General features: G+C 68.2%; 20 protein-coding genes. 11 read left to right on the plus strand and 9 right to left on the minus strand.

The annotated features are described in order from the left end of the window. Positions 1-64 precede the first annotated feature (64 nt). Positions 65-1,177, minus strand: coding sequence for a YgfZ/GcvT domain-containing protein (locus ACFV2O_RS05630; RefSeq protein WP_379250427.1), 1,113 nt, complete (start codon positions 1,175-1,177; stop codon positions 65-67). A gap of 89 nt (positions 1,178-1,266) precedes the next feature. Beyond that, positions 1,267-1,512 (minus strand): hypothetical protein, encoded by a 246-nt coding sequence (locus ACFV2O_RS05635; RefSeq protein WP_355077071.1) that lies wholly within the window; start codon positions 1,510-1,512, stop codon positions 1,267-1,269. Here ACFV2O_RS05635 and ACFV2O_RS05640 point away from each other — a divergent pair. From ACFV2O_RS05640 to cydC, 5 genes are all read left to right on the plus strand, one after another. Then, on the plus strand, positions 1,420-2,280 hold the full coding sequence (locus ACFV2O_RS05640) for an aminodeoxychorismate lyase (RefSeq protein ID WP_356963894.1): 861 nt from the start codon (positions 1,420-1,422) through the stop codon (positions 2,278-2,280). The genes ACFV2O_RS05635 and ACFV2O_RS05640 overlap by 93 nt on opposite strands. Before the next feature lie 176 nt (positions 2,281-2,456). Continuing rightward, on the plus strand, positions 2,457-3,947 hold the full coding sequence (locus ACFV2O_RS05645; protein ID WP_379250428.1) for a cytochrome ubiquinol oxidase subunit I: 1,491 nt from the start codon (positions 2,457-2,459) through the stop codon (positions 3,945-3,947). Between the two features lie 9 nt (positions 3,948-3,956). Continuing rightward, positions 3,957-4,988 (plus strand): cytochrome d ubiquinol oxidase subunit II, encoded by a 1,032-nt coding sequence (cydB, locus tag ACFV2O_RS05650; protein ID WP_379250430.1) that lies wholly within the window; start codon positions 3,957-3,959, stop codon positions 4,986-4,988. Positions 4,989-4,992: 4 nt separating this feature from the next. Next, on the plus strand, positions 4,993-7,080 hold the full coding sequence (locus tag ACFV2O_RS05655) for an ABC transporter ATP-binding protein/permease (protein WP_379250432.1): 2,088 nt from the start codon (positions 4,993-4,995) through the stop codon (positions 7,078-7,080). A 71-nt stretch (positions 7,081-7,151) separates the two neighbouring features. Next, a complete protein-coding gene (cydC, locus tag ACFV2O_RS05660) occupies positions 7,152-8,861 on the plus strand; it encodes a thiol reductant ABC exporter subunit CydC (RefSeq protein ID WP_379250843.1) in 1,710 nt (569 codons plus the stop codon). A 476-nt stretch (positions 8,862-9,337) separates the two neighbouring features. Here cydC and ACFV2O_RS05665 read toward each other — a convergent pair whose 3' ends face one another. The 6 genes from ACFV2O_RS05665 to ACFV2O_RS05690 form a co-directional block, all read right to left on the minus strand. Beyond that, entirely contained in the window at positions 9,338-10,045 is a 708-nt protein-coding gene (locus tag ACFV2O_RS05665; protein ID WP_355076977.1) for an FABP family protein, read from the minus strand. A gap of 189 nt (positions 10,046-10,234) precedes the next feature. Beyond that, complete coding sequence (locus ACFV2O_RS05670) at positions 10,235-10,540, minus strand: DUF1416 domain-containing protein (RefSeq protein WP_063023277.1); 306 nt, start codon at positions 10,538-10,540, stop codon at positions 10,235-10,237. Positions 10,541-10,545: 5 nt separating this feature from the next. Further along, positions 10,546-11,379 carry a sulfurtransferase gene (locus ACFV2O_RS05675; protein WP_355076979.1) on the minus strand — a complete coding sequence of 278 codons (834 nt, stop codon included), beginning with the start codon at positions 11,377-11,379 and terminating at the stop codon, positions 10,546-10,548. Positions 11,380-11,408: 29 nt separating this feature from the next. After that, positions 11,409-11,903 (minus strand): DUF4395 domain-containing protein, encoded by a 495-nt coding sequence (locus ACFV2O_RS05680; protein WP_364425042.1) that lies wholly within the window; start codon positions 11,901-11,903, stop codon positions 11,409-11,411. A gap of 288 nt (positions 11,904-12,191) precedes the next feature. Then, positions 12,192-12,635 (minus strand): thioredoxin family protein, encoded by a 444-nt coding sequence (locus ACFV2O_RS05685; protein ID WP_379250435.1) that lies wholly within the window; start codon positions 12,633-12,635, stop codon positions 12,192-12,194. Continuing rightward, positions 12,632-13,432 carry an LmeA family phospholipid-binding protein gene (locus ACFV2O_RS05690; protein ID WP_379250437.1) on the minus strand — a complete coding sequence of 267 codons (801 nt, stop codon included), beginning with the start codon at positions 13,430-13,432 and terminating at the stop codon, positions 12,632-12,634. The genes ACFV2O_RS05685 and ACFV2O_RS05690 overlap by 4 nt, the downstream gene beginning before the upstream one ends. Positions 13,433-13,726: 294 nt before the next feature. Between ACFV2O_RS05690 and ACFV2O_RS05695 the strand changes: the two genes are divergently transcribed. From ACFV2O_RS05695 to pstB, 6 genes are all read left to right on the plus strand, one after another. Beyond that, on the plus strand, positions 13,727-14,491 hold the full coding sequence (locus ACFV2O_RS05695; RefSeq protein ID WP_355076986.1) for a response regulator transcription factor: 765 nt from the start codon (positions 13,727-13,729) through the stop codon (positions 14,489-14,491). A 114-nt stretch (positions 14,492-14,605) separates the two neighbouring features. Further along, complete coding sequence (gene mshD, locus ACFV2O_RS05700; RefSeq protein ID WP_379250439.1) at positions 14,606-15,526, plus strand: mycothiol synthase; 921 nt, start codon at positions 14,606-14,608, stop codon at positions 15,524-15,526. A gap of 241 nt (positions 15,527-15,767) precedes the next feature. Next, entirely contained in the window at positions 15,768-16,880 is a 1,113-nt protein-coding gene (gene pstS / locus ACFV2O_RS05705; RefSeq protein WP_355076989.1) for a phosphate ABC transporter substrate-binding protein PstS, read from the plus strand. A 90-nt stretch (positions 16,881-16,970) separates the two neighbouring features. Next, positions 16,971-17,942: a phosphate ABC transporter permease subunit PstC gene (gene pstC, locus ACFV2O_RS05710; protein WP_379250441.1), complete on the plus strand. Its 972-nt coding sequence runs from the start codon at positions 16,971-16,973 to the stop codon at positions 17,940-17,942. Continuing rightward, the gene (gene pstA, locus ACFV2O_RS05715; RefSeq protein ID WP_379250443.1) at positions 17,942-18,844 is read left to right on the plus strand and encodes a phosphate ABC transporter permease PstA; all 903 of its coding nucleotides are present in this window, start codon (positions 17,942-17,944) and stop codon (positions 18,842-18,844) included. The genes pstC and pstA overlap by 1 nt, the downstream gene beginning before the upstream one ends. Positions 18,845-18,865: 21 nt before the next feature. After that, positions 18,866-19,642, plus strand: a complete 777-nt coding sequence (pstB, locus tag ACFV2O_RS05720) for a phosphate ABC transporter ATP-binding protein PstB (RefSeq protein WP_039795034.1) — start codon at positions 18,866-18,868, stop codon at positions 19,640-19,642. A 98-nt stretch (positions 19,643-19,740) separates the two neighbouring features. Here pstB and ACFV2O_RS05725 read toward each other — a convergent pair whose 3' ends face one another. Further along, complete coding sequence (locus ACFV2O_RS05725) at positions 19,741-21,297, minus strand: hypothetical protein (protein WP_379250445.1); 1,557 nt, start codon at positions 21,295-21,297, stop codon at positions 19,741-19,743. Positions 21,298-21,302: the final 5 nt, after the last annotated feature.

Below are 21,302 nucleotides of genomic sequence, written 5' to 3' on the forward strand. Positions count from 1 at the left end.
GCTGAGCAAGAGTGCGGATGTCGGCTGAGGAAAACGTCCCGTTCGCCGGTGGCCGGTCAACAGGTCAGCGCCCACGCAGCCGGTCGACCGCGAGCCGGCCCGCTTGCGGTTCGTCGTCGGAGGGCATCGAATCGGGATCGATGGACGCCGCGACCGGGCCGGCGACCAGCGCGGTGTCGGCCGGAACCGCGCGCTTGACCAGCGCCAGGGCGATCGGGCCGAGTTCGAAGTGGTCGACGACCGTGCCGAGCCTGCCGACCGCGCGGCCGCCGGCGGTGACGTCGTCGCCGATGACCGGGCGCTCGTCCGCCGAGCCGTCCAGGTGCAGCAGCAACAGGTGCCGCGGCGGCTTGCCGAGGTTGTGCACCCTGGCCACCGTCTCTTGGCCGCGGTAGCAGCCCTTGTCCAGGTGGACGGCTCCGTGTTCGGCGACGCCGCCGATCCAGCGGGCCTCGTGCGGGATGGTCCGATCGTCGGTGTCCAGTCCGATCCGCGGCCGGACGGCCGCGACGCGCAATGCCTCGAACGCCCACATTCCGGCGGGAACGGCGCCTGCCGCGGTGAGCCGGCCCCACAGGCCGGTCAGCTGATCGCGCGGGACGACCAAGTCGAAGGAGTCGGCCGTCGGCCACGGCATCCGGCGCAGGAATCCGCCGCCGGGCAGCGGCGTCGCCTCGTACACGCCGGGAAGGGCGGTGATGCCGAGTGTTTCGGCCAGGTCTGCCACTCCGGGGCCGAGCAGGCTGAGTACCGCGTGGTCGGCGGCTTCGGGTTTGGCATCGGCCCAGAAGACCATCTTCTGCAGGAACGCGAGCAGGTCGGGTCCGCGCTCGGCTTCGGTATCGATCCAGACGGCGCCGTCCAGTTCGGTGAGCACGAAGTGATGCTGGACCCGGCCGTTCAAATCCAGGTCGAGGTTCTCGGCGGACTGCCCGTCGCCGAGGGCGGCGACATGCTGACTGGAGATGGTGTGCAACCAGGAGAGCCGCTCCGCGCCGGTGATGCGCAGTACGAATCGGTGTGACCGGTCGACGATCGCGGCGCGCTGCGTCGCGGCGCGCTGCTCGCCGAACGGATCGCCGTAATGCCACGCGACGGCGGCGTCGGGCGAACCCGCCGCTCCCGCGACGGCTCCCGACACACTGAGGATGGGGCTGGGCGCAACGACCACGGACACCTCTCCCACTCTAGGCGGGCCCGCCCGGCGGTGCGCGAACCGGGCCAGGGCGCCGGAGAACGGCATAGCCGATCGGCATTGTCCGAGCATTACAGCGGGCCTCGTGGGGCGGCTGCACAAAAGGTCTGGCAAAAGCGGCCGTGACATAGGCATTGTCCGCTCACACCGCCTACGCTCGTCGCATGGTGGATCGAGTTCTGGTAACTCTCGATGGCGCGGTCCGGGATGCGGATGCGCCGTTGTTGTTTGCGGACGATATTGGCGTATTGCGTGGCGATGGTGTCTTCGAAACGGTGCTCGTGCGCGCGGGCGTCGCGTGTGCGATCGAATTTCATCTAGGCAGATTGCGCCGCTCCGCCCAGGCGCTCGATCTGCCCGAGCCGGAACTGGGCAAATGGCGCGAGGCGGTGGAGACCGCCGCCAAGGAGTGGGGCAGCGAGCGCGAAGGCGTGATGCGGCTGGTGCTCACCCGCGGGCGCGACTCCGAGCTGGCCGCAACGCCCGACAAGGTCAAGACCGGTGACCTCGCCGCCGCCGTGCCCGTGCCGACCGCTTTCGTGCTCGTGGTGCCGGTGCCCGAGCGCGTCGAGAAGGCCCGCACCGAGGGCGTCGCCGTGGTGAGCCTGTCGCGGGGCATCTCGGTCGACCTCGCGCAAGCGGCGCCATGGCAACTGCTCGGCGCCAAGACGCTGTCCTATGCCACCAATATGGCCGCCCTGCGGTTCGCCGCGCGGATGGGCGCGGAGGACGTGATCTTCACCAGCACGGAGAACCGGGTGCTGGAGGGGCCGCGATCCACCGTGGTGATCGCCCGCGACAAGCAGCTGATCACGCCGCCCGCGAAGAACGGGGTGCTGCCCGGCGTCACCCAGCGCGCGCTGTTCGCCGAAGCCGAGAAGGCCGGCTGGCAATGCCGCTACGACTCGCTGTTCACCGCCGACCTGCTCACCTGCGACAGCATCTGGATGCTGTCGAGCATTTCGCTTGCGGCGCGGGTGAATTCGCTGGACGGGCTGCGGATGTCCGCGCCGGACAACGCCGAAGAGATCATCGGGCTGGTCGATCGCGGTATCGAGCGGGCGGGAGCCATCGGCGACTGGTGAGTGTGCGCCGCTCCGTGATCTCCGTCCTACTCGGGCGGGCACGGGGCGGTGATGAGCACGGAAAACAGGCCGAACAGGCAGTATCAGCCCTGGTGGCGTGGCCTAGGACTCATTTTTCGAGGTCTGCTCCGGCGTAGGCTTTACTACGACATGTCGTAGACACGCAGGAGGTCGGCTTGAACGCCTTGGACATCTCCCGATGGCAGTTCGGCATCACAACCGTTTACCACTTCCTGCTGGTGCCGCTGACCATCGGTCTCGCGCCGCTGGTCGCTGCCATGCAGACGGCATGGGTCGTCACCGGCAAGCAGCACTGGCTGCGGCTGACGAAGTTCTTCGGCAAGCTGTTCCTGATCAACTTCGCGCTCGGCGTCGCGACCGGCATCGTGCAGGAGTTCCAGTTCGGCATGAACTGGAGCGAGTACTCCCGCTTCGTCGGTGACGTGTTCGGCGCCCCGCTCGCGCTGGAAGGGCTGATCGCCTTCTTCATGGAGTCGACCTTCCTCGGACTGTGGATCTTCGGCTGGACCCGGTTGCCGAAACTGTTGCACCTCGGTGCGATTTGGATGGTCGCGATCGGCGTGAACGCCTCGGCGTACTTCATCGTCGCGGCCAACTCGTTCATGCAGCATCCGGTCGGCGCCCGCTATAACCCGGAAACCGGTCGCGCGGAGCTGGAGAGCATCGTGAAGGTGCTCACCAACAACACCTTGCTGGCGGCTTTCCCGCACGTGGTGGCCGGATCCTTCCTCACGGCGGGCACCTTCGTCGTCGGCATCGCCGGCTGGTGGATGGTGCGCAACGCGCGCAGTGGCGACGAGGCGAAATCGGCTGACGCGCGCGAGATGTGGCGGCCCGCCGCGCGTGCGGGCATCGTCGTGGTGATCGCGGCGATGGCCGCTCTGGTCTACACCGGCGACGTGCAGGGCAAGCTGATGTTCGAGCAGCAGCCGATGAAGATGGCGTCGGCGGAATCGCTGTGCCACACCGCCCTCGACCCCGACTTCTCCGTGCTGACCGTCGGCACGCACAACAACTGCGACAGCGTGACGCACGTGCTCGAAGTGCCCTATGTGCTGCCCTGGCTGGCGAAGGGGGAGTTCACCGGTGTGACGCTGGACGGCGTCGTCGACCTGCAGAAGACCTACAACGAGAAGTTCGGTGTCGGTGACTACCGGCCCAACCTGTTCGTCACCTACTGGTCGTTCCGTGCCATGATCGGGCTGTCGGCGGGTTCGGTGCTGCTCGCGCTGGCCGGGCTCTGGCTGACCCGCCGCGGACGAGTGCCGGACCAGCGCTGGTTCGCCTGGCTGAGCCTGCTGGCCATCCCCACCCCGTTTTTGGCCAACAGCGCCGGGTGGGTGTTCACCGAGATGGGGCGGCAGCCCTGGGTGGTCGCGCCCAACCCAACCGGCGACCCGAATCTGCGCCTCACCGTTCAGCAGGGCGTCTCCGATCACGCGCCGGGCGTCGTGCTGTTCTCGCTGATCACCTTCACGCTGCTGTACGGCGCGCTCGCGTTCGTGTGGTTCTTCCTGATGCGCCGGTACGTGATCCACGGACCGGATCCGGCGGCGCCCGCCGCCGAGCCGCACGACACGGATACGACTTCGGGCGACCGCCGCCTCGAAGAGCCCGCCGTCGAACAACTTTCGTTCGCCTACTAGGAGCCGGCGATGAGTCTGCAAGAGTTCTGGTTCGTCCTGATCGGTGTGCTGTTCACCGGCTACTTCGTGCTGGAGGGCTTCGATTTCGGCGTCGGCATGCTCATGCCGATCCTCGGCAAGGGGTCCGACCGGCGCAGGCGCGCGGTGCTCAACACGATCGGGCCGGTGTGGGACGCCAACGAAGTCTGGTTGATCACCGCGGGCGCCGCGATGTTCGCGGCGTTCCCGGAGTGGTACGCAAGCCTGTTCTCCGGCTTCTACCTGGCGTTGCTGCTGGTGCTCGTCGCGCTGATCCTGCGGATCTGCGCCATCGAGTACCGCGGCAAGATCGATGATCCGCGCTGGCGGGCCCGCTGCGACATCGGCATCGGCATCGGCTCCTGGGTTCCGGCGCTGGCATGGGGCTGGGTGTTCGCCAATGTGGTGCACGGTGTCCCGCTGAACGAGAAGAAGCAGTTCGCGGGCTCGGTCGCCGACTTGTTCGGGCCCTACGCCCTGCTCGGCGGGCTGGCGACCGGACTGCTGTTCGCGCTGCACGGAGCGATGTTCCTGGTGCTCAAGACCGCGGGCGAGGTCCGCGACGACGCACGACGCACCGCTCGGCTGCTGCTGGTCCCGACCGTGGTCGTCGTCGGCGGATTCGGATTGTGGACGCAGCTGGCCTACGGGAACGGCTGGACCTGGATCCCATTGGGGCTGGCCGTGCTCGGTCTGGTCGTGGCGGCGGCGGCCGATCTCGCGCAGCGCGACGGGTGGGCGTTCACCGGCACCACGGTGACCGTCGCGGCGGCGACCGCGCTGCTGTTCGGTTCGCTGTTCCCCGCGGTGCTTCCCTCGACGATCGATGCGGCGTTCGACCTGACGGTTTACAACGCGTCCTCCACGCCGTACACGCTGAAGGTGATGAGCTGGGCCGCCGCGCTGGTCACGCCGGTCGTGCTGGTGTACCAGGGCTGGACGTACTGGGTGTTCCGCAAGCGCATCACCGTCGAGCAGATCCCGCCCCCGGTCGGCCTGCCCCTGCGGGTCGCGCAGGATTGACGCCATGGCCCGCCCGCCGATCGATCCGCGCCTGTGGCGTTATGCCCGCTCGGCGCGCAGCTACCTCGCGCTGAGCGTCGCGCTGTCGCTGGTCGTCACCGGCGCGATCGTGGTCGCGGCGGTGACGATCGGGCGGGTGCTCGCCGGGGTGGTCACCGATCCGAGTGCGCGCACGCTCGGCGCATGGACGGTCGAACTCGTCGTGCTCGCGGTCGCGATCGCGGCCCGGGTGCTCGCCACGTGGGCGCAGTCCCGGCTGGCGCACCGAGCGGGCGCGAGCGTGGTGGCGGAGCTGGAAGGCGCGGTGCTCGGTGCGGGCGCACGGCTGTCGCCTCGCGAACTCGACGCGCGTCGAACCGAATTGGCCGTGGTCGTCGGCTCGGGCCTGTCCGGGCTGCGCGGATATCTCGTCGGCTACCTGCCCGCTCTGCTGCTGGCGGTGCTGGTTCCGCCGATCGTGCTCGCGGTCATCGCGGCCCACGATGCGACTTCCGGTGTGATCGTGGTGATCACCTTGCCGCTCATCCCGATCTTCATGATCCTCATCGGGCTGCTGACCCAGGGCCGGGCGGAAGCCACGCTCGCGGCCACCACCCGGCTGTCGGACCAAATGCTCGATCTGTTCGCGGGCATGCCGACATTGCGTGCGCTCGGCCGGGAGACCGGCGACGCGGAACCCGAGCCCACTGCGCGGGGCCAGCGGAACGACACCGGGACGGGCGGTTCGACCGGACACGCGCACACCATGCGGCACCGTGTTCGCGATCTCGGCGACGCGCTGCGCCGGCGCACCATGGGCGCGCTCCGCATCGCCTTTCTGTCTTCCATGGTGCTGGAGTTGCTCGCCACGCTGAGCGTGGCACTGATCGCGGTCTCCATCGGGCTGCGATTGGTCTTCGGTGAGATGAGTCTTTACGCGGGCTTGGTGGTGCTGGTGCTCGCCCCGGAGGTGTATCTGCCGCTGCGCATGGTGGGCGAACGTTTCCACGCCGCCCAGGACGGTATGGCGGCCGCGGACCGAGCGTTCGCGATCCTCGAGTCCACGCCCGCCGAGCCGACCGAGCGGCTACCCGGCCGCGGCGCGCGGCGAGCGGCGGCGCACGCCGGTGTGGGCGCACCGGACGAGTCGGCCCACGCGGGTACATGCGACTGTCGACGCACCGAGCCGGAGAAGGCCGTGGTGACGGCTCGCCGCAGCAGTCCCCAGGACTCCGGCACGGCGACGGCGCCTGACCACGAGCCGGTCGAGTCGCTGCCCAGCCGGGGCGTGCAGGGGGTGGCGCTCATCGGTGCGGTGCGGGACGAGTCGGCGCGCGCCGGTGCATGCGACCGCTGTGCCTTGCCGGAGGAAGCCGTGGTGACGGCTCGCCGCAGCAGCTCCGAGTGCCCCGGCACGGTCGAACTCCGCGACCTGTCGGTCCAGGCGCGGGACGGGTTCGCTCCCGCGGGCCTGTCGGCGATCTTGCGGCCCGGTGCCCTCACGGTGCTCGCCGGTCCCAACGGAAGCGGTAAATCTACCGCGATACAGGCGATTCTGGGCCTGATCACACCCGACCGAGGTGCCGTGACCGTCGACGGGGTGGACGTCCGCGAACTGGACCAGGACCAATGGTGGGCGCGTGTGGCTTGGCTGCCGCAGCGGCCGGTGCTGGTGCCCGGCACATTGCGCGACAACCTCGAATTGCTCGGCGCGCGCACGGTGGACCACGCCGCACACGGCCCGGCACGCGTCCCCGATGATCTCGAAGTCGCTTGTCTGGCAACCGGTTTCGATGCCGTGCTCGATGACCTACCCGAGCGCTGGAACACGGTGGTCGGCCCCGGCGGCGTCGGCCTGTCGCTCGGTCAACGCCAACGCCTCGCGCTGACCAGGGTGCTGGCCACCGATCGCCCGATCCTGCTGCTGGACGAGCCGACCGCGCACCTCGACGCCGCCGCCGAAGCCACCGTGCTGGCCGCACTCCAAACCAGGGCCCGTATGGGCGCGACGGTCGTCGTCGTCGGCCACCGCCCGACCGTGCTGGCCGCCGCCGACCATGTCGTGCAGGTGCGCGCGGACCTGCGCACCTCGCGAGAGGAGGTGCCGGGATGAACACCGGCGGACGCGCGACGCGGGCCGTTCCGCGTGCCACCGGTTGCACGGTGCCCGGTGATCTGCGCCGAATGTGGGCGCTGCTCGAATTGTCCCGTTGGCGGGTCGCGGTGGCGATCGGATGGGGCGTGCTGGCGCTCGGCAGCGGGCTCGGGCTCGCCGCGTTGGCGGCCTGGCTGATCGCGCGCGCCTGGCAGATGCCGCCGGTGCTCGATCTGAGCATCGCCGTGGTGGCGGTGCGCGCGCTCGGCATCTCCCGTGGCTTGTGCCGGTACCTGGAACGTCTCGCCACGCACGACGTCGCACTGCGCGCTATGACAACAGCGCGAACCACGGTCTACCGGACGCTGGCTCGTTCGGATTTCTGGCTGCGCCGACCCGAGGTGTCGCCGAGTGGCGGCGATCGGTCGGGCAAGCCGCTGCGCCGCGGAGATCTCCTGGTCCGGATCGGCAGCGACATCGACGACTTGGGTGCCGTGGTGGTGCGCGCGTTCGTGCCGGTCGCGGTCGCCCTCGTGCTCTCACTCGCCGCCGTCGCTCTGCTGGCCACGATCTCGCCCGCCGCCGCCGCGATCCTGGCGGGTGCGCTGGTCCTCTCGGGCATCGTCGCACCGTGGTTGTCGGCCAAGGCGGCGTCCGAGGCGGAACGCGCCGTGCGGGCCGACCGGGCGGAGTTCACCGCTGCGGCCCTCACCGTGCTCGACCACGCCGCGGAACTACGCGTAGCCGGTCGCCTGGATGCCGCCCTCGCCGCGGCCGGGCAGGCGTCGCGCCGTGCGGTCGCCGCGGAAGACCGGGCGGCCGCGCGCAGCGCCTGGTCGGCCGCGGCCACGCCCCTGTCCATCGGCGCGGCTGTCCTCGGCGCGCTGCTGATCGGCATCACCCTCTACGGCCCGGACGGCGGCTCGCCAGGCGCGATGACGCCCATGGCGCTCGTCGTCCTGGTCCTCTTGCCCTTGTCGGCCTTCGAAGCGGTCGGCCCGCTGCCCACGGCGGCGCAGACGCTGACCACGGCCCGCGCGGCCCTGCATCGCCTGGATGGACTCGACCCCGATTCGCCCCCGAGCGCGTCGGTCGGCCCGTCGGCGCGGCAGACCACCCGCCCCTCACATGCCGAAGACGCGGCGAACGTCGCTCGGACTCCTCCCATCGACGCCCATGTGCCGGAACGGCCCTGCGGACGGCGGATCGCGGTGGTCGGCCCAAGCGGCGCGGGCAAGACGACTCTGCTCATGAAGTGGGCCGGGTTGTTCGACACGCCGCGCCCCGGCGTCACCTTCTTCGCCGAAGACGCGCACCTGTTCGGCACCTCCGTGCTGGAGAATCTGCGGGTCGCCCGCGGTGATCTGACCGCGGAAGAAGCCGAAGAAGCTTTGCGAACGGTCGGTCTCGGGAACTGGTTGGACGGGCTTCCGCAGGGTGTGCACACCGATCTCGTCGGGGGAGCGGCAGCCGTGTCGGGTGGCCAGCGTCGCCGGATCCTGCTCGCGCGCGCCCTGGTGTCACCGGCGCGGGTATTGCTGCTCGACGAACCGACCGAGCACTTGGAAGCCGAAGCCGGGGCGAAGCTGCTGCGCGACCTGTTGGACGCCGACAGCGGTCTCGTGGAACCGGATCGGATCGTGGTCGTCGTCACGCATCAGCTCCCGGAAGACCATCGGGCCGACGCGGTGCTGCGAGTATCCGCATCAGGGCAGGTCACGACGGACTTCGCGGGGCACGGAACGCCATGCGGCAGCGCCGATTCAGCCCACCGAGAAAATCCGTTGCCGAGCTACTGAGGCATCGCTAGATTCGTTCGTACACAGGAAGGAGGTGGTTCGAAGAATGATTATTCATAGGACACGTGAGGTGGCTGTCCGCTAGCGCCACCGCTGCAGGTGGATTTCGCCCGCGCGAGCGCTAGCGAATTCCAGGCAGTCACCCGGCCCCCGAGCCCCGGTCCGTCCGACCGGACCCGTGCGACCACAATCGCACCGGTATGGCTCGGGGGCTGTTCTGTTCCGCCTCTCCGGGTATTCAGGCCGTACCAGTGGGGTGGGGTGTGGGTTGGTCACAGGGCCTGCGTCGGGGATTTGGGTGGGTTTTGGGCGTTCCCGGTGAGTTACCCATGTGCTCGCGAGATCGGGTGTTGCGTTGGGGTGGAGTCGGTCAGGCGTTGCAGCAGACCACGTACTGCGTTCCGCTGCGGCTAGCCTGCGATTGCGTTTGGGCAGCGTCGAGCGCGGCGGGGTTCCGTGCTGGCGAGGAGAAAATCTCAGCCGATGTAGCGCTGGAGGCGGGCCGAGAGGCGGGGTTGGAGGGGGCCGTCGGCTACCACGCGTTCTTCGACGTAGGCCAGGTCGCCGCCCTCGACGATGCCGTAGAGGCGCTTGGCGCCGCCCACGACGATGCCGGACTGGCTGCGGATCACCACGTCGGTGGCCAGCTCCCAGGACGACTGGGACAGCGCTTGCCCGTAGAACAGCTCCACAATGCCGCCGCTGTGTGACAGCAGCAGTTCGATGACCTCGTCGTTGCCGTCGATGCCGACCCGCCAGAAGCCGCTCTCGCGCAAGTCGGGGCCGCCGTAGGCGCCGTCGGCCTCGATGACCCAGGACCGGGATTCCCAGGCGAGATAGTCGCCGCCGTCGTGTGAGACGACGATCTGCTGGCCGAAGTGGTAGTCCCCGCGCTCGGGATCGTTGCCCTCCCCCTCGCCGCGCCACACGCCCACCAGCGGGAGCAGCGCGAGCATCGAGGCGCTGAGGTCCGGGCCGAGGCGCAAGTTGGCCGTGTCCTCGGGCAGCGGAAGATCCGGTAGGACCGGGATGTTGCGGGCACCGGTCGATTTCGCCCGTTCGGCAGCCTCGGCTACGGCCTGGTCGCCGCTGCGGCGACCGGCGGAATCAGCCGGAGCGTTGCCGTTCAGTTGTTCACTCGCTCGCTCGGCCGGATTGGAACCTTCGCTCGCGAGTTCGCTCATGATTCGGTGAACAGCCGGTAGAAGACGTAGAGGCCGAACCAGCCGATCAGGACGGCCACGGCCACCAGCAGAATCTCGAAGAAGAGGACCACGTTTCGAGTCTAACGACCCCGCTTTCGCGGCGCGCAAACGGCCCCGGTGCTTCCGCGGAGCGGAAAGCGACCGGGGCCGTTCGACGACTGCGAGGTCTTACTTGGCGACCGCGACGTCCACCGCGTGGATGCCCGCGCCTTCGGGGCGCACCTCGGCGGAGCCGTTGCCCGCCGAGGACAGCGCGCGGACGGTCCACGAGCCGGGAGCCGCGAAGAACCGGAAGTCACCGGTGCCCGACGCGACGACCTCGGCGGTGAAATCACCGTTGCCGTCGAGCAGGCGCACGAACGCCCCGCCCACCGGCTGGCCGTCGGTGCTCAGGACACGGCCGGTGATGACCGTCTCCTTCTCGACGTCGACACCGGCCGGGATTGCCTGGCCCTGGGTAGGTGCTGCACACATATGGATTACTCTCCCAACTCGATCGGAGCGCCGACGAGCGAGCCGTACTCGGTCCAGCTGCCGTCGTAGTTCTTGACGTTCTGGTGGCCCAGCAGTTCCTGCAGCACGAACCAGGTGTGCGAGGAACGCTCGCCGATCCGGCAGTACGCGATGGTCTCCTTCTCGCCGTCCAGGCCGGCTTCCTGGTAGATCTCGGTCAGCTCGGCGTCGGACTTGAAGGTGCCGTCCTCGTTCGCGGCCTTGCTCCACGGCACGTTGATGGCGCCGGGGATGTGGCCGGGACGCTGGCTCTGCTCCTGCGGGAGGTGGGCGGGCGCCAGGATCTTGCCGCTGAACTCGTCGGGCGAACGCACGTCGACCAGGTTCTTGGTGCCGATGGCCGCGATGACCTCGTCACGGAAGGCGCGGATGTTCAGGTCGGGCGCCGACGCCTTGTACTGGGTGGCGGGCCGGTTCACCGGCTCGGTCGACAGCGGACGGCCGTCGAGTTCCCACTTCTTGCGACCGCCGTCGAGCAGCTTGACGTTGTTGTGGCCGTACAGCTTGAAGTACCAGTAGGCGTACGCGGCGAACCAGTTGTTGTTGCCGCCGTACAGGATGACCTCGTCGTCGTTCGAGATGCCGCGCGCCGAGAGCAGGTCGGAGAACTGCTCCTGGTTCACGAAGTCGCGACGAACCTGATCCTGCAGGTCCTTCTTCCAGTCGAGCCGGACGGCACCCTCGATGTGACCACCGTCGTAGGCGGAGGTGTCCTCGTCGACCTCGACGAACACGACGCCGGGGGCGTTGAGGTTCTCTTCGGCCCAGTCAACGGAGACCAGGACATCGGAGCGAGCCATTGTTTTCCTTTCAGAGATGACGTGCAGGGTCAGTTCGATGCCGGTGACGGGGTCCGGCGGAGGCGGGCTACCAGCGGATAGATCCGGCAACCCAGGCAGAGCCCGAACGCCGCGTTCAGGAACGCCGCGAACAAGGCGAAGCCGGCGAACACCGCGCCGACGATCGTGGAGCCGAGCGCGAAGCCCAGCAGGCTGACGGCCGCGAACACGAAACCGAGCAACTGCGCGAACCGCAGCGGGGCCGTCGGCTCGGTCTCGGTGGTCGGCGCGAGACGCGGCGCGACGACGGCCGCGTAGATCCGGCCGTAGGGGTGGCGGCGCGGGCCGAGGGCGGCGCCGACCGCGAAGACGACTGCTTGCAGGGCGATCAACACCCCCGCGGCGACCGGCGAGAACGCGGCGGCGAGCAGCACCACGACGAGGACGCCGGTGGTCACCCATGCGGCGAATCGTGGTCCGCGCACGTCGACCCGGTCGGAAGAAACGGGGATCGCTTCGGAAGTATTACGGATCTCGGTGGACATTGTGCGTACTCCTGCGCTGAATAAGTCCGATGACTGAAAATTTGCCAATTCGCCGGGGGATCGTGAGATCGCTCGCGCGGCGGACAGGGGTCGGCGTCAGGAAATCCGGAAAAGCCGACCGCTCAGCGGCACAGGCAGCAACAACCACCGAGCCGACACAGATCCACTGTGCGGCGTCGGGTGAGCATCAGCTCGTGGTTGGTAAGCACGTCAGCAGTTTACCCAATTCGGCGGGAGAATATGGACCCGGGGTGGATCACTTCCGTCCAGGGGGCTTGTCGTCGCAGCTCAGGCCGCCGCGGTCAGCGGCTCGAGCGCGGAGTGCAGATCCGTGGCCTTGGGCACGCCGGAGATGCGGAACCGTTCCCTGCCCGCGATGTCGAAGACGAACGTGGTGGGCAGCGAGAGCACGTTCAGCTCCCGGGCGAGCGCAGGCTCGGCGTCGATGTCCACCTCGATGTCCTGCGGCGGCTGCGGTGAGCCCGCGAGCTGGCCTGTGACGTTGGCAACCACCCGGCGAACAGCGGAGCACGGTCCGCACCACTCGGCGGAGAAATGCAGTACCGCGGGACCGGCGCCGGTCACGCCGACGGACGCCAGCAGTTCCGCGCGGGCGGTGTGGGACAGGTCGATGCCGTCGGCCGCGCGGATCTTGCCGTCGCGCCGGCGCAGCAGGACGCCCACCGCCAGCGCGGCGAGCAGTACTACTGCGAGGATGGTGACTTGGATCATGGTCGCTGCAATCGGTCGAGGTCGATCGTGACGTTCACGCCCTTGCCCTCCACGACGATCTGACCGCCTTGAGCGGAGACCTTGGTAGGCCGGACACCGAACGGCAACTCCTTGGTGTCGATGGTACGGGTGAAGCGGGCGAGGACCGCCGGGCGATCGGCCTCGGTGATCACCGCCACAGGCATGGTCTCGGTGCCGGGCGGGCCGCGGTAGAACCCGGTCGCCACGATCTTCACCTGATCGCCGTCGAGCAGCAGATCGGCCTGCACGCTGACTTTTTCACCGCCGTACTGCGCGCCTGGCGTCTCCGGCATGGTTCCGGTGAGCACCAGTGCGCCCGTGGTGGTCATGCCGGAACCGCCCGATCCGCCGGTCCCGTCGGACTTGTCGGCAGGCCGCGAGTGCACCTGCAGATCGGGAATGGCGAACAGCCTGCCGAGTTCGGTCGGCTCCACCCGCAACCGGCTGTCCACGCGCTCCACCGGGACGCCGCGCAGGCTGCCGTCGACGAGTTCGCCGACCGGCAGCCGCACCCCGGTCAGCGTCGCCTCGAGCGCGATCTCTCCCGGGATGTCCAGTCGCTTCGCGCGGGCCCGGATCTCCACGTGGTCGTAGCGGCTGTCCCAGGACTGGCCGAGGAAGGGGAAACCGTGGATCGTCACTTCGGGATCGGCGGTGAGATCGGCGCCGTCGCGCAGCGCTCGGGACACGCGATACTCCGAATAGGCCGCGGTACTGAAGTCGACGACGACGGCGAACCCAGCCAGACACAGCAGGCCGATGATCAGCTTGCGCATGCTCCCCCGTCTCTCCGGGTCTCGGGCCGCGGCGGCCGGGAGCCGCGCGGCGCGCGTTCGGCTACCGCCTCGGGGGCCTCGCCGGCGGCGGGCATGCCCGATGCGTAACCCATGTACGCACCATATCGGTTGGCCCGGGCGGGGCTCCCGAGTGTCCTCCGGTGCGCTCGCCGACCCCGGAATGCGTGGTCATGCCTTGTTACGCGCTAATCTTGCATCCGATTACCTGTGATTAGCGACGTGGCCGCGGCGGTGCTGCCGCATCCACGTGGCTACGAGATGGGAGGAGGGCCCGTGGAGCTGCTCCTGCTTACCTCCGACCCCAACCCCGAGTCGGTGTTGCCCTCGCTCGCGCTGCTCGCGCACAACGTGCGCCCTGCGCCCACGGAGGTGGCCTCGCTGCTCGAGGCAGGCACGGCGGATGTCGCGCTGGTGGACGCCAGGACGGACCTGGCCGCCGCCCGCGGTTTGTGCCGCTTGCTCGGCAGCACCGGGTCCTCGGTGCCGGTCGTCGCGGTGCTCACCGAGGGCGGCCTGGTCGCCGTGAACGCGGACTGGGGACTCGACGACATCCTGCTGCCCGGCACCGGCCCCGCCGAGCTCGACGCCAGGCTGCGGCTGCTGGTCGGCCGCAACGGCGGCGTGGCCAGCCCGGAGAACACCGGCAAGATCACCCTCGGTGAGCTGGTGATCGACGAGGGCACTTATACGGCGCGTCTGCGTGGCCGCCCGCTCGATCTCACCTACAAGGAGTTCGAGCTGCTGAAGTATCTGGCGCAGCACGCGGGCCGGGTGTTCACCCGCGCGCAGCTGCTGCAAGAGGTCTGGGGCTACGACTTCTTCGGCGGCACGCGCACCGTGGACGTACACGTGCGGCGGTTGCGCGCCAAGCTCGGCACCGAATACGAGTCGCTGATCGGCACGGTGCGCAATGTCGGCTACAAGGCCGTGCGCCCCTCGCGCGCGGCGGTCAAGGGGGAGCCGGTGAGCTTTCCGGACGACGACAACGAGGGCACCGACGATTCACCGCTCACGCCGGTCAACGGCTCCGTGCAGTAATCGTCGGCGGACCGTGCCCGCATCGCTTCGGCGGGGCCGAAATGCCACCTGCCGCTACGACGTTGCCAGGAGTGGACTCCATGCGGGGTCCGCAGGCTCGATGAACGGAGGCCGATGAGCGGCGCGACGACACAGTGGACCGACCGCCCCGACGCGGGCGACGCGCGGGCGGTCACCGATCTGCTCTCGCGCACCACCGAGGCCGACGGTGTCGCCCCGGTCTCGGAACAGGCCGTGTTGTCGCTGACTTCGGGCGCGGATACCGGAGCGCGCCATCTGCTCGCGCGGCGCGAAGGCGCCGTCGTCGGCTACGCGAATCTCGTTCCGGCCCACGGCGAACACCCTGCTATGGCCGAGGTCGCGGTCGACCCGGCTCGGCGCGGTCACGGCGTCGGTACCGATCTGGTCGCGGCAGCGCTGGCCGCGGGCGGTCCGGGCGCGCGGGTCTGGGCGCACGGCGACCGGCCGGCGGCCAAAGCCGTCGCAGCGCGGCTCGGGCTGCGGACCGTGCGGGAGTTGTGGCAGATGCGCCGGTCTCTAGCAACTCCTGAGCTACCGGAATTGGCCGTGCCGGACGGCATCGTGCTGCGCACCTACGCCGGTCCCGCCGACGACGCGGAATTGCTGCGAGTGAACGGCGCCGCCTTCGCCTGGCACCCGGAACAGGGCGCGTGGACCCGGCGCGACATCGAGATCCGCCGTGACGAGTCGTGGTTCGACCCGGCGGGCCTGTTCCTGGCATTCGACACCGCGGCCCCTGATCGTCTGCTGGGATTCCACTGGACCAAGGTGCATCACGCGGAGCAACCGCCGCTCGGCGAGGTCTACGTGGTCGGCATCGATCCGGCGGCGCAAGGGCGCGGACTCGGCCGGCTGCTCACCTTGACCGGTCTGCATCACCTGCGGGAGCGCGGGCTGGCCGAAGTTCTGCTCTACACCGAGGCCGACAATGTCGCCGCGGTGCGCACTTATACCCGTCTCGGATTCGCTCCGGCACATGTCGACGTCGCCTACGCGGCGGCGGAGGTTGAATAACAGGCGGCAGAATGGATGCGCGCCAGTAAAACTGCGGCAAACGTCACATCTACCAGGCGCAATCGCGCCGGGCTGTTCACTCTCCGTTCACTCAGGTCGGTCCAACTGTCAACCACATGACCTTAGGTTGAGTGAGGGCAGCACACTGCTGCCTGGTGCGCAAGTTCCCCGCGAACAGCACCACAACACCCGTCCGGGCCGGTGAGGGACCGGACGAGTAGGACGCCATTCCGGAGGAATAGTGAATCTCAAGCGCAGCAGCGCCCTCGTTGGTGTGCTGGCCGTCGGCGCCATGGCGCTGGCCGCCTGTGGCAGCGACGACAACACCTCGGCCGATTCGGGCAACGTGGCCAAGGTCGACGTCGCCTGCGGCGGCAAGAAGGCCCTCAAGGCCAGCGGCTCTTCGGCGCAGAAGAACGCGATGGAGCGCTTCATCGCCGCGTACGAGAAGAACTGCGACGGCGCCACGCTCAACTACACCTCGAGCGGCTCGGGCGCCGGTGTGAGCGAGTTCCTCGGTGGCCAGACCGATTTCGGTGGTTCCGACTCCCCGCTGAGCGCGAAGAAGGACGAGCCGAAGAAGGCCGCCGACCGCTGCGCCTCGCCCGCGTGGAACCTGCCGACCGTGTTCGGCCCGGTCGCGATCACCTACAACATCGACGGCGTGACCGATCTCGCGCTGGACGGCCCGACCGCCGCCAAGATCTTCAACGGCACCGTCACCACCTGGGACGCGCCCGAGATCAAGGCGCTGAACCCGAACGCCAAGCTGCCGTCCGAGCCGATCGCCGTGATCTTCCGCAGCGACGAGTCGGGCACCACCGACAACTTCCAGCTCTACCTGGACTCCGCCTCCGACGGCGCCTGGGGCAAGGGCGCGGGCAAGGCCTTCAACGGCGGCGTCGGCGCGGGCTCGAAGGGCAACGAGGGCACCTCGGCCGCGGTGAAGAGCACCAAGAACTCGATCACCTACAACGAGTGGTCGTTCGCGAAGGCGCAGAACCTGTCGATCGCGCGCATCATCACCTCGGCGAGCAAGGACCCGGTGACGCTGAGCGTCGCCTCGGCGGGCAAGGCGATCGAGTCCGCGAAGGTCTCCGGCCAGGGCAACGACCTGGTCATCGACACCTCCTCGTTCTACAAGCCGTCGGTGGCGGGCGCGTACCCGATCGTGATGCCGACCTACGAGATCGTGTGCTCGAAGTACTCCGACGCCGACACGTCGAAGGCGGTCAAGGCCTTCCTCACCTCGGCGGTCACCAACGGCCAGCAGGGCTTGGACGAGGCCGGGTACATCCCGATCCCGGAACAGTTCAAGACCAAGCTGACCACCGCCATCAACGCCATCTCCTGATAGCAGTCCCACATGACCGTGCACGACGAGGTTGCCGCCGCTGGTCCGTCTGATTCGACCGACCAGCGAGCAGGCGGAGATACTGCGCTCATGCCGAGCAAGCCGAGCACCGAACCGACCGCGAAGAGCGGTCGCCAGCACAGCCCGCGGGCGGAGATCATCTTCCGCTCGCTGGCGACGACGGCCGGTGCGATCATCGTCGCGTCCATCGCGTTGATCGCGCTGTTCCTGCTCATCCGGGCGGTGCCGTCGGTGCTGGCGAACGAGGCGAACTTCTTCACCAGCACCGAGTTCAACACCTCGGACGCCAACCACTTAAGGTTCGGCATCCGGGATCTGTTCATGGTGACGGTGCTCAGTTCGGTCTTCGCCTTGGTGATCGCCGTTCCGATCGGCATCGGCATCGCGCTGTTTCTGACGCACTACGCGCCGAAGACGCTGGCACGGCCGTTCTCGGTGCTCGTCGATCTGCTCGCGGCGGTGCCCTCGATCGTGTTCGGTCTGTGGGGAATCCTGGTGCTCGCTCCGCAACTGGAGCCGATCCAGAACTTCTTGAACGACAACCTGGGATGGCTGTTCCTCTTCGATGACGGCAACATCCCGCTCGCCAGCGGCGGCACGATCTTCACCGCGGGCGTCGTGCTCGCGGTGATGATCCTGCCGATCATCACGTCGGTCAGCCGTGAGGTGTTCAACCTCACCCCCCGCGCGCACATCGAGGCGGCGCAGGCGCTCGGCGCGACGAAGTGGGAAGTCGTGCGGATGACGGTGCTGCCCTACGGGCGCAGCGGCATGATCGCCGGCGCCATGCTCGGCCTCGGCCGCGCGCTCGGTGAGACCATCGCCGTGTTGATCGTGCTGAAGACGGCCGCGCAGCCAGGACACTGGTCGGTGTTCGACGGCGGCTACACCTTCGCCTCCAAAATCGCCTCGGCCGCCGCGGAGTTCAGTGCCCCGCTGCCGACCGGCGCGTACATCGCGGCAGGCTTCGTGCTGTTCGCGCTGACCTTCGTCGTGAACGCGCTCGCTCGACTGGCCGCGGGCGGAAGGGTGAACGGGTGATGACCTCCTCGACTCTGGACCGGCCGATCAAGCCGCCCACCTTCCGCGATGTGAGCCTGGCGCGAAAGGTGCGCAACAACGTCGCGACCGGCTTGGTGTGGCTGGCCTTCGCGGTCGCGCTGGTACCGCTGGCCTGGGTCCTGATCATGGTGATCAGCAAGGGCTTCAGCGCAGTGGTCCGGGCGGACTGGTGGCAGAACTCGCTGAAGGGTGTGCTGCCCAACCAGATGGCCGGCGGCGTCTACCACGCCATCTACGGCACCCTCGTGCAGTCGCTGGTCGCGACGGTGATCGCGGTGCCGCTCGGCATCATGGCCGCGGTGTACCTGGTCGAGTACGGCCGCGGCTTGCTGGCCAAGGTCACCACCTTCATGGTCGACATCCTGGCCGGCGTCCCGTCGATCGTCGCGGCGCTGTTCATCTTCGCGCTGTGGATCGCCACGCTCGGATTCCCGCAGAGCTCGCTGGCGGTGTCGCTGGCGTTGGTGCTGCTGATGTTGCCCGTGGTCGTCCGCAGCACCGAGGAAATGCTGAAACTGGTGCCGGACGAACTGCGTGAAGCCTCCTACGCGCTGGGCATCCCGAAGTGGAAGACCATCGTGCGGATCGTGGTGCCCACCGCGCTGCCCGGCATGATCAGCGGCATCCTGCTGGCCATCGCCAGGGTGATGGGCGAGACCGCTCCCGTGCTGGTGCTGGTCGGCTACAGCAAGTCGATCAACACGAACATCTTCGACGGCAACATGGCGTCGCTGCCGCTGTTGATCTACCAGGAGCTGGCCAACCCTGAAGCTGCCGGACGCGAGCGGGTCTGGGGCGCGGCACTGACCCTGATCCTCATCATCGCCCTCCTCTACCTGGCGGCTGCGGTCCTCAACCGCCTGCTCACCCGGAACCGATAGAAGCGGAACGGATTACCGACAATGGCCAAGCGGATCGACGTCAAAGATCTGAACATCTACTACGGCAAGTTCCACGCCGTGTCCGATGTCTCGCTGACCGTGCTGCCGCGCAGCGTGACCGCCTTCATCGGTCCCTCCGGCTGTGGCAAGTCCACCGTGCTGCGTTCGCTCAACCGGATGCACGAGGTAACCCCGAATGCCAGGGTCGAGGGCGCGGTGTTGCTGGACGGCGAGGACATCTACGGCACGCAGGTCGACCCGGTGGGTGTGCGCCGCACGATCGGCATGGTCTTCCAGCGGCCCAACCCGTTCCCCACGATGTCCATCAAGGACAACGTGGTCGCGGGTCTGAAGCTGCAGGGCGTGCGCAACAAGAAGGAACTCGACGAGGTCGCCGAGCGCTCGCTGCGCGGCGCCAACCTGTGGAACGAGGTGAAGGACCGCCTGGACAAGCCGGGCGGCGGCCTCTCCGGCGGTCAGCAGCAGCGTCTGTGCATCGCGCGCGCCATCGCGGTTTCGCCCGACGTGCTGCTGATGGACGAGCCCTGTTCGGCGCTCGACCCGATCTCGACCCTGGCGATCGAGGATTTGATCACCGAGTTGAAGAAGGAATTCACCATCGTCATCGTCACCCACAACATGCAGCAGGCCGCGCGCGTGAGTGACCAGACCGGTTTCTTCAACCTGGAGGCCCAGGGCAAGCCGGGCAAGCTGATCGAGATCGACGACACCGAGAAGATCTTCTCCAACCCGTCGCAGAAGGCCACGGAGGACTACATCTCCGGTCGCTTCGGCTGATCTCGAGGCGGGTTCCGCATCCGCGGACACGCCGCATACGCAAAACGAAGGCCCTGGGCGGTGACCACCCCCAGGGCCTTCGGATATTCGGGCCTCGGCTATTCGTCGAGAGGCGGGGTCTCGAACAGCGGCGTCGGCGTGGATTGCACTCGGCGCGTGTGCTCCGAATCCGATTCACGATTCGCCGCTGATATTCCTCCGAGCAGTCCGGTGCTCGCGGGTGCGGTGGACGGGGAACCGGACGCGGACGCGGGAGCAGTGCTCGGACTGCCGGAGTCGGCATTGGTGTAGCTCGCCTGCCGGACGGACGCCGGTTGGTCCTGCTTGGTTTCCGCGTGTTGCGACGAATTCGGTTTATCCGTCTTGCTGTTCTCGGTGCCTGCCGGATGGTCGGTCTTCGAATCGGTGGACTTCGCGTTCGGATCGTCCGTCTTCGCGTTCGGATCGGTGGCTGCGGGTTGTCCGGTCGTGGGATCGGTGGCCGCCGGATTCTGCTTCGGGGTCCCGGTTCCGGCGGGGTCACCCGTGGACGGTGAGTCCGTGTGCGTGCCGTCCGTTTGGTGCGTTCCGGCGATCGTGTCGACGGCGTTCGCGAACTTCTCGGCGCTGGTACCGGCGGCCTCGATCAGACCCTTTCCGGCCTCCCCGCCCGCTTTGATGATGTCGTCGAGATCGTCGTCGAGTTTGCCGATGGATTCGATCAGCGTGGGCACATTGCCGGTGATCTGGCTGACCGAGCTGATCAGACTCGTCACATCCGACGGCTTCCACGAGTTCGGGTCACTGGCCGCACCGGTGGAGGCGGACTTGTCCTCGGACCCGTTGCCGGTGCCTTTGTCTTTGCCGTCCCCGGTGTCTTTGTTCTTTCCGTCGCCGGTGTCTTGCTTGTCTTTGCCGTCGCCCGTTTCTTTCTTGTCCTTACCATCGCCCGACTCGCCGCTGTCCTGTTTGTTCTCGGCGCCGGTCTGGTCGGCGGACTGCTGTTGGGCGGCGATCGGACTCGCCTGCGGTGTGCTCGCGGGGGCCGTCTGGTCGGACTGCTTGCTGTCGTCCGCCGGTGTGCCTGCGGCCTGGTCCGTGGCCGAGGCGTCGGACTGTTTGCTGTACAACGCGAGGGCCGGGTCCGTCTCGTCGGCGGACTTGTCGCTGTCGAGCGGGTCGCCGTCGCCGAGTTGAGCGGCTCGGGTGCTGACGTCGCCGCTCGCCTGCTCGATCTTCGCCGCGACGTCCGTCTGGGTGCCGAGCAGTTCGTTCATGGCGGTGGTGATGGCGGTCTGGTAGGTGAACTGCGCATCACCGTCCTCGTCCGAGGCGCCCGGCCCGGGAGTGACCTGCCAGTCCTCGGAGACGGTGAATCCGGCCGCCACGGCCTCATCGACCTTGTCCAGCAACGTTTGGCGGAATCCGACGAGGCTGGTACCACTGTCGATCAATGTCTGGGCGAGCGTCTCGGTATCCAACGCCACCTTGTTCGCCGTGTCGCGGTCGCCTGCGATGCGGTCGTACGCGGCGTAATAGGCGTCACCGCTCCAATGCGCGCCCGCAGCCCGGATCTGCGTCACCGTTTGATCGATCAGGGAAACGAATTCGCCGTTGCGCGTGCGTATTTCGGTACCGGCTTCGCTCAGTTTCCACGGCTGCCATTCCGACCGCACCTGGC

The organism is Nocardia sp. NPDC059691, assembly GCF_042733915.1.
Taxonomy (GTDB): domain Bacteria; phylum Actinomycetota; class Actinomycetes; order Mycobacteriales; family Mycobacteriaceae; genus Nocardia; species Nocardia sichangensis.